We start from the raw sequence: 8,494 nt of genomic DNA, 5'->3' as shown, positions 1-8,494 counted from the left end.
ATCGCCTGGACGAGGTGCTTGGGAGCGCCGGCCTCGGCGAAGGCGCGGGCGAAGTGCTCACCGCACAACGGCGAGCGGGGCGAGTGCTTCACCACCACCGCGTTGCCCGCCAGCACCGCCGGCACCACCACGTTCACCGCGGTGAGCAGCGGGTAGTTCCAGGCGGGGAGATCCAGCACCACCCCCAGTGGCTCCTTGACGATCCGCCGCTCGAAGCCAGCCTTGTCCGGCAGCACGAGGTCCGCCAGCGCCGCGTCGGCGACGGAGATCATGTAGCGGGCGCGCTCGGCCATGCCGCGGACCTCGCCGCGCGCCTGCCCGAGCGGCTTGCCCATCATCCGCGAGATGTCGGCGGCGATACTGTCCGCGCGCGCCTCCATGGCGGCGACCATGCGCTCGCACCAGGCCTTGCGCTCGGAGAGAGGAGTCGAGCGCACGGCCCTGGCGGCGGCGCGGGCCTGATCGAGGACGGTGTTGACGGTCGCCTCGTCAGCGAGTGTGACGGAGCAGGCGACGTCCCCAGTGTACGGATTGTCGACAGTAAGGGTGGTCATGGCCGGCAAGGTAATGATGCCGGCAACCCCCCGCCCGGGCCGGGTGGGGGCTCCCGTTCGGCGGGTGACGGGCCCGCCTCAGTGCGCGGCGTCCGTGGCCGTCGTCGTGCCGCTGCCTCCACCATGAGGAGGGGGCTTCGGCTGCGCGGCCTCGTTCGGCGGCGCCGGCTGCTGCCCGGGCTCCTCCACATCGGCCTCCTCGGCCTGGGTGCTGCCCTCGGCGATGTCCGTGGTGCCCACCACCGCGCCCGTCACCGGCTCGCCGCCCGCCTTGGGCGTGAACTGGAGCATCTCCACCGACACCGAGCCCGGCAGCCGGAAGTCCATCGCCGTCACCCGCTGCTTGTCGCGCAGATCATAGAGCTGCTGCGCCACCGAGCCCGCCTGGATGCGCTGGTCCGAGAAGAAGATGTACGCCCGGACCGGCCCTTCCTCGACGGGGATGCGGAAGCTCGAGTTGTAGATGCGCTTGCCGGGCTCGCATTTGATGGAGCGGTTCTCCCGCGTCATCGTGAGCTGCCGGATGATGCCCTTCTCCGACACGGTGAAGAGCATGCAGTACGGGTGCTGCCCGTCCTTGGGAATGAACTCCACCGTGGAGCCACTCAGCGTCTTGAGCTCCGCGCGCGTCGCAATCGCTGGCTTCTGCTCCTGCTGGCAGCCCACCACACCCAGCGCTACCACCGCCACGGCACCTATCCACCGAGTCATGTGTCCCTCCTGGAGACGTCCACCAAGGTCGTGACTCAAACCTAGCCCGGATTCCGGGACTCCCGCCCCCGGGGGCCACTCGCCGTCTGCACTTGAACACTCCGTGAAATCCACTTCGTTCCGACACGCCGCGTCATGCCTCAGCGCCGCTGGTAGACGACCACCTGGGGTGTCTCGTCCAGGTACAGCCCCGTGGCCGGCGTCCGCGTCTTGAAGGACTCCCAGACGTTGAACTCGTGCTCGCGGAACTCCTGGTGGTACTGGTACGCGGCGATGTCCGCGTCGAACGGCCCGGCTGGCTGCAGGTCGCTCCGCAGCATCCCGTTGCGCTGGTAGTCGCGGAACGAGAGCCCGTTCACCTCGTGCAGGAAGACGCGCCCGTTGCGCGGTGCGTGCTCATTGATCCACGGCAGCACCGCCGTCACGTTGCTCGACCAGAACTGCCGCTGCATCCCCAGCGACGCCGCGCCCGGCACGCCGCCCGCCAGCTCCGAGTAGTAGCTCGTCCCGTACGGGAACACGCGCACCAGCGCGACGAGCGCCGGCAGCATCAGCAGCGCGAAGACGGGAGCCGCCACCGCCGCCAGGGACAGCCTCGGCCAGCGGGGGCGCAGCCGCTCCACCAGGGCCTCGCAGCCGCGCGTCACCGCTACGCCCGCGAGCAGGCCCAGGAAGGGCATCGCGGGCAGCCAGTGCTTCACCCCGCCGAAGTGCGGCACGTCGGGGTGGCTGATGATGAGGATGGAGGCCACGGCGTTGACGCCCACGAGCCCCTCGGCCAGCGAGGGCAGGCGCACCCACTCGCGCGTGCGCGGGATGAGGCTCAACACCGTGCGCCCGGCGAGCACCAGCCACCCCGTCACCATGGGGACGAAGAGACTGGTGGGCACGGTGAGCGCCGTCTTCACCACCACGTAGTCCCAGGGGAAGGGCGGCTCGCGCATGAGCGTGCCCAGGTAGAACCAGGCGTAGTGGTTGTGGGTGGCGTGGAAGTTCAGGTACCAGGCCGTCCGCTCCACCGGCGCGTGCCAGAGGTAGGGCCAGTGCAGGTAGAAGATGATGGGCCCGAACGCCGCCATGGTCGCCAGCGGCAGCAGCGCGAGCGCCGTGGGCGCGTGCACCTTGTTGAGCTCGTGCAGCAGCCACAAGGCGCCCACCGCCAGCCCGACGAAGAGCAGCGTGTGGGGGCTGAGCAGGAAGAACTTCCGCTGGAAGCCCTCGGGGCCCAGGCTCACCACCAGCAGCACGTACAGCACCGCCACCGCGGCGAAGAGGCCCACGACGCGCCACACCCCGGTGCGCGCGGCCGGGTGGCCCTCGCTGGCGGTCCACGCGCGCCACAGCGCGAAGGGCCCGAGGACGAAGGGCAGGAAGAGGGCGTTGTGCTTGGTGCACAGCGCCAGGCCGAAGAAGACGCCGCACAGCACGCCCCAGTCCCTGTCCTCCAGCGCGCGCCAGAAGGCGTAGACGACCAGCAGCCACATGGCCGCGATGGGCATGTCGAAGCAGGCCAGCTCCGCGTTGAAGTACTGGCGCGGCACGAGCAGGAAGGAGAGGGCGGCGAACAGCGCCGCGGTGCGGCCATACACCGCGCTGCCCAGCAGGAAGAGGAGGGCCGGCACCAGCGCCGAGAGGGCGAAGGCCGGCAGTCGGAACGCCGCCGCCGGGCGCAGCCACCCCAGCGTCTCGTGGAAGAGCAGGTGCGAGAGCCCGAAGAGCTCCTTCATCAGCACCGGGTGCTCGTGGTTGTAGTCCCAGGCCCGGACGATGGCCCCGTCCGTGAGTGCGCGCGCGGGCTCGCGGAAGAGCTGCTGGAACCAGCGCGCGTAGCCCTCGCCCGCGTAGAAATAGACGCTCTCGTCCCGCGTGAAGCCCACCGCGGACTCGGTGGCCCACAGCGCCACGAAGGCCAGCACCCACAGCGCCAGCGCCAGCCAGCGCTCGTCCCGAGTCGGTGCCCGGCCCGTCATGTGCCCTCCCGGGAGACGACGGACGCGGCTCCGAGCGCGAGGAACTCCAGGCACACTTGACGCGAGTCCGGGTTGTCCGCTTGCACCCACATCCTCACCGTGCGAGGCCCGCCCGGTGGCAGCGCGCGAGACGCCTTCTGCACGCCCTCCAGGCCCGCGGGCTGGGAGATCTCCAGCAGCGACTCGCGCGTGGCCGCGTCCTCCACCCCGTAGTGCGTGGTGCTCAGGTGCGGCTCGTGGCGGACGGCGTACTCGAAGATGATGCCGCCCTCGAGCCGCAGCTCCGTGCCCGCGGGCACCCCGTCGAACTCGGCCACCATCCGCTGCTGTCCCCCGGGCGGGTGCATCCACAAGCAGTGGCGCGGCTGGTAGTGGATTTCATGCCACTCGGGGCCCACGTAGAGGTGCGGCGGCCCGGGGCAGCGGTGCACGCGCCCGTCGAAGGGGCAGTCGCGCCGCGTGCCGTCCGGCGACTCCAGGTAGACGCGGGCCTTCGCGTACGCCTCCGAGGCCACGAAGTGTCGAGGCTGGTGGCGGCCATTCTCGTACAGCGTCAGCTCCAGGTTGCCCGCGCGGCGCGGCGCTCCCACCGGGGTGCGCCGGGGCAGGAAGGCGGCCTGGAACCCCGAGACATCGGCTCGCGGCAGCTCCGGCTGGCCCAACACCCAGACCCTCGGGTGCGCGCCCAGGTCGTCCCCGTCCGAGCCGAGGTAGCCGTACACCGGCAGCTCCGGCGGGAGGTGGAGCCGGGCCTTCTCGGTCCACCAGGGGAAGAGGAGCACCGCGTCGCCCGGGCGGGCCTCGGCCCGCAGCCAGTCCGCCACCGTGCGGTAGTCCGCGTCGGAGGGGAAGCGGCCGGGCAATCGGAGCTGGAAGACGAGGCAGGCGAGCGCGACGAGCAGCAATCCCCCCAGCTCCACCAGGGGGAGGGCGCGCAGGATGGAGTTAGGACTTCGCAAGGCGGAGCTTCTGCTCGCTCTTGTCGCGGCAGAAGGTGCAGAAGGTGGCTTCACCCGTGGCGAACGAGGGCGTCCAGGGCGGATACATCGAGCAGCGCGGATCCAGGCAGTGGTGCAGGCCCCACAGGTGGCCGAGCTGCTGCAGCGCGTTGCGGGCCACGGGCTTGAAGGCCGTCTCGAGGTCCTTGTACCCGTGGGTGCTGATGATGGCCCGGTCCTTGTTGTACAGGGCGTAGCCGCTGGTGGGCGCCTTGCCGCTCGGCATCTCGCGCTCCTTCAGCTTGCGCGAGGTGATGAAGAGCACCTTGTCGTCGGCGTAGGCCCTCACGCCCTTGATCTCCGTCAGGAGCTTCTCGGCATCCAGCGGCTCGGGAGTGCCCGCGGGCACCTCCTTCTGGCCGGAGTGCTCGCTGCCCACGCCAAACGCCGTGTAGAGCGTCTGGCAGAGCTTCGCGATCTGCTTTTCGTCGAAGGAGTCCAGCGTCACGACGCGAATCACGGGGCGTCACCTCGGGCACGGACCTCGGGGCGGGCGCCGGTTCGCGCCCGCGTCCCGCGGGTCCTGGGGCTGTCACTCATCGTCCTCGAGATCGTCCGAATCGAGGTCGGTATCCACATCGGTTTCCTCGGTCTCCTCCGCGGGCTTGGCCTTGGGAGGACGGCCGCGCTTTTTGGGAGCGGCGGCGGCGGCGGCCTCGGCTCCCTCCGGCTTGGCCTTGGGAGGACGGCCACGCTTCTTGGGAGCAGCGGCGGCGGCGGCCTCGGCTCCCTCCGGCTTGGGCTTGGGAGGACGGCCACGCTTCTTGGGCTCGGCGGGCGCGGCGGCCTCGGCCCCCTCGGGCTTGGCCTTGGGTGGGCGACCGCGCTTGCGCTTGGGTGCCTCCTCGCCCTCGGCGCCTCCAGCCGGGGCCGCGGCCTTCTTGCGGGCCTTGGGCTCGCCCTCCTCCTCCTCGCCGCCCTCTTCCTCGGAAGACTCCTCCTCCTCGGTGGGCGCCTCCTCCTCCTCCTGGGGCAGGTCGAGGTCGCCATCGAGCCCGAGCAGGTCGGCATCCAGCCCGAGCTCCTCGTCGCCCTCTCCCACGCGGACCTTGAACTCCTCGGCGGTGCGCTTGGGGCGCTCGCGACCGGGCGGGAAGAGCACGAGGTCGATGGAGTCCTCGGCGTTGCAGTCGGAGGTGTTGAGCGCGGCGGCGACCTCGGACACCAGCAGGTGGCGCGCGCTGTCGTACAGCTCACGCTCCTTGGCGGGCAGGGGACGCAGCTCGCTGAGCACCTGGAGGCCCTTGACCACCTCGGCCAGGCCAATCAGCCCTCCCTGCGTCATCCGGTCCAGGTTGGTCCGGGCGCGCTGCTTCCAGTCCAGGTCCGCCTTGTCGCTGTCGGAGCGCAGGAAGTCGAACATCTCGGTGACGTCCCCGGGGCCCGCCACCTTGCGGACACCGATGGAGACCACCTTGGTTTGGGGCACCATCACCACCGCGCCGTCTTCTTCCCGGCGCATGGTGACGAAGGTGAGCTTCTGCCCCGCTACCTCCTTCACCTCGATGGCGGACACACGGCAGACACCCTGGTTGGGGTAGACCACCCGGTCGCCAACCGCGAGCTGGAGTGACGCGGACCCTTCTGGCATGTCCCCCTCGTGGAGCGAGAGCAGCGGGTCGGTCGTAGCACCAACCCTTTTCAGTTACCAAGACTTACCGGCGCTGAGCGTCCGACGCCAGAGGTTCCGTGCGGCCCGACGGGTCCCTGTTGGCCAGCACCTGATGCAGCCGGGCGGCCAGCGCCTCGTCTCCTGGCAGGGTGCTACAGGTCGCTCCAGGCCTGTTGCCCTCGGCCCTCCTGATGACGCGCACGGCTATCATCCATCTCTCAACGCTCGCCCACGGGATTTCCTGGTGAATGCTCCTTCCCGCCTCGCCGCGCTCGTCCTCGCACTCGGCTCCGCCACGGCGCTCGCCGCTCCCGAGGTGCTGCTCTTCCCGGCCCTGGGTCGCCCCGACAGTGTCACCCTCCAGGGTCGCGTCCTCGCCGAGGCCCCGCGTGGCAGCACCGCGCTCTCCCGCAACGTGCGGCGCCTGACGACCCGCAACCAGAAGGGAGCCCGGGTGGAGGTGTCCTTCCTGGAGGCCTCGGCCACCGTCACCAGCGATGAGGACGGCGATTTCCAGGTCACCTTCCAGTCTCCGCCGGGCCGTCCGTTCCCCGCGGGCGCGCACCAGGCCCAGGCGCGCGTGGCCGACAACACGCCCGCCACCGCCCGCGTGGAGGTCCTCGCGGACGCCGCTCCCTTCCTCGTCGTCTCCGACTTCGACGACACCGTGGCCATCTCCGAGGTGACGCAGCCGGACAAGCTGGTGACCAACGCGCTCCTGCGCGACGCGGACACCCAGAAGGTCGTCCCCGGCATGGCGAGCTTCTACGGGTGCCTGGGCGCGGGCTCGGGGGCGGTGCCCGGCTTCGCGCTGGTGAGTGGCTCACCCATCCAGTTCGGGCCTCGGGTGGGCAGCTTCCTCGCCCGCCATGGCTTCCCGGCGGGCTTCGGCCTCTACCTGCGTGACCTCGGGCCGAGCACGCTCTCCGGCTACAAGCAGCCCCTCATCCGGAGCCTGCTGCAGCGCTTCCCCCACCCGGTGGTGCTCGTGGGCGACTCGGGCGAGAAGGACCCGGAGGTCTACGCTCAAATCCGCGAGGAGTTCCCCGGACGCGTGCGCGCCATCTACATCCGCGACGCCGGCAACACCCAGGACGCCGCCCGCTTCAAGGACATGCTCCTCTTCAAGGACGCGAGCACCGCCGCCGAGCACGCCGCGCGCGTGGGACTGGCCCCGCGCGAGTGCATCGCCACCGCGTTCCCTCCGGCGACGCCGCGGGCGGAGCAGGGGACGCCATGAGCTTGAAGCGGGTGCTGTGGGCGGCCGGGGTCGCGCTGCAGCTCATGGGCTGCAAGGAGGAGAAGCCAGCCGAGCCGCTCAGCTCGCTCTCGCCTCCACCGCTGCCAAAGGTGGTCGCGGAGGCGGGAGGCGCCGGGCGTGACGCGCTCTTCCAGGTGGCTCCGGCGGAGGTATACGGCGAGGCCGTGCCCGAGCAGGCGCTGCGGGTGGAGCTGGCGGGGGAGGCCGTGCGGCTGGGCGGGGAGCGGTTCGTGCCCTCGCGGCCCGAGGAGCAGGCCCGGCTGCGCGAGCGCGTGAAGGGGCAGCGGGTGCTGCTCGTGCCGGACGCGGACACCTTCCTCGCGCAGACGTCCGAGCTGTTCGCCACCGTGCGGGAGTCCGCCCGCGAGGTGTGGCTGCTGCACCCGGACGCCGCGGTCGCCTACGCACTGGTGCTCCGGGACGAGCAGGGCTTCCAGGCGTGGCTCGCCGAGGTCGCTCCCGGCAAGCTGCGCATCATCCAGCGGCAGGACGGCTTGGAGCTCACCACCAGCGTGGGCAAGCTCCCCGGTCCGGATGCGAACGGTCCCTCCATCCCCGTGCGCGGGGGGAAGCAGGACATCGCCACGCTGCGCCAGGGGCTGGGGAAGCTGAAGGGGCGCTTCACCACGTCCGAGGATCTCTGCCTCGTGCCGTCCTTCGGTACGGAGGTGGCCCAGGCCGCGCGAGCGCTCAGCGGGGTGTACGTGGCACCCGGCGAGCCCCTCTTCGAGACGTTGTGCTTCGTCTACCCGACGCCCCGGGCTCCGGTGGCCGGGGCGTCCGCGGGACAGTAGGGCAGGGGCCTCAGTCCTCTTTGACGCAGACGGCGACGGGGTTGCCCCTGAAGCCGCCCACGCACCGGTAGCCCTCGCGGCAGTCCGAGGCGCTCGTGCACCTCAGGAAGCAGGCCGACACGTCATTGGAGGCACCCCCGCTCACACAGGTGCTACCCGAAGGGCAGGTGCTGTCCTTGCCGGGCACGCAGGCCTGCGAGCAGTAGCCTCCTGGCGTGTAGCTCCGGTTGATGCAGATCCCCGTGTCTCCGCACTCTCCGTCCGTCGTGCAGGCATCGCCCACCGTCGAGCCGCAGCCCACGAGTCCCAGCCCCAGCACCACTGCTCCCAGTACGTTCCAGCGCAGCCTCATGGCGTCACGTCCTCCGCGAGTCAGAGTCAACCTCGATTGAGAAGGGGCGGGCCTGTCGCTACTACCGCCCTGATGCAGCGCGCCATATCGTGGCGGTAGCGGTTGCACAACTGCCTCCCCAGCGGGGAAGCGGACTCTGGAGGATTTCGAATGGCCGCAGTGCTCGAGCAGGCTCTCCCTCGTGAAGTTCCCGTCGGTGGCTCCTTCCTCTTCAACGACGTGGGCTCGGTCCGCATCATCAC

9 protein-coding genes are annotated in these 8,494 nt (G+C 70.7%); 2 read left to right on the top strand and 7 right to left on the bottom strand.

Annotation, left to right across the window (positions count from 1 at the left end; genetic code table 11):
* From VF697_RS29375 to VF697_RS29350, 6 genes are all read right to left on the bottom strand, one after another.
* Positions 1–554, bottom strand: a 554-nt coding sequence (locus VF697_RS29375) for an aldehyde dehydrogenase family protein (protein WP_331100059.1), incomplete at its 3' end; no start/stop codon positions are given.
* Between the two features lie 78 nt (positions 555–632).
* Positions 633–1,265: a hypothetical protein gene (locus tag VF697_RS29370; protein WP_331100057.1), complete on the bottom strand. Its 633-nt coding sequence runs from the start codon at positions 1,263–1,265 to the stop codon at positions 633–635.
* Positions 1,266–1,405: 140 nt separating this feature from the next.
* Positions 1,406–3,235, bottom strand: coding sequence for an ArnT family glycosyltransferase (locus VF697_RS29365; protein WP_331100055.1), 1,830 nt, complete (start codon positions 3,233–3,235; stop codon positions 1,406–1,408).
* Positions 3,232–4,194, bottom strand: coding sequence for a hypothetical protein (locus VF697_RS29360; protein WP_331100053.1), 963 nt, complete (start codon positions 4,192–4,194; stop codon positions 3,232–3,234). The genes VF697_RS29365 and VF697_RS29360 overlap by 4 nt, the downstream gene beginning before the upstream one ends.
* A complete protein-coding gene (locus VF697_RS29355; RefSeq protein WP_331100051.1) occupies positions 4,181–4,693 on the bottom strand; it encodes a hypothetical protein in 513 nt (170 codons plus the stop codon). The genes VF697_RS29360 and VF697_RS29355 overlap by 14 nt, the downstream gene beginning before the upstream one ends.
* Before the next feature lie 72 nt (positions 4,694–4,765).
* Complete coding sequence (locus tag VF697_RS29350; protein WP_331100049.1) at positions 4,766–5,824, bottom strand: CarD family transcriptional regulator; 1,059 nt, start codon at positions 5,822–5,824, stop codon at positions 4,766–4,768.
* 265 nt (positions 5,825–6,089) lie between these two features.
* Between VF697_RS29350 and VF697_RS29345 the strand changes: the two genes are divergently transcribed.
* Together VF697_RS29345 and VF697_RS29340 are read left to right on the top strand one after the other, a co-directional pair.
* Positions 6,090–7,085, top strand: a complete 996-nt coding sequence (locus VF697_RS29345) for a phosphatase domain-containing protein (protein WP_331100048.1) — start codon at positions 6,090–6,092, stop codon at positions 7,083–7,085.
* Entirely contained in the window at positions 7,082–7,900 is an 819-nt protein-coding gene (locus VF697_RS29340; protein ID WP_331100047.1) for a hypothetical protein, read from the top strand. Before VF697_RS29345 ends, VF697_RS29340 begins: the two co-directional genes overlap by 4 nt.
* A 10-nt stretch (positions 7,901–7,910) precedes the next feature.
* On the opposite strand, the gene VF697_RS29335 is transcribed toward VF697_RS29340, so the two are convergent.
* The gene (locus VF697_RS29335; protein ID WP_331100046.1) at positions 7,911–8,252 is read right to left on the bottom strand and encodes a hypothetical protein; all 342 of its coding nucleotides are present in this window, start codon (positions 8,250–8,252) and stop codon (positions 7,911–7,913) included.
* Positions 8,253–8,494 lie beyond the last annotated feature (242 nt).

Source organism: Archangium sp., from assembly GCF_036388035.1.
Taxonomy (GTDB): Bacteria; Myxococcota; Myxococcia; order Myxococcales; family Myxococcaceae; genus Archangium.
Note: the sequence above shows the minus strand (reverse complement) of the source record. Positions and strands in the feature narration are given on the sequence as shown.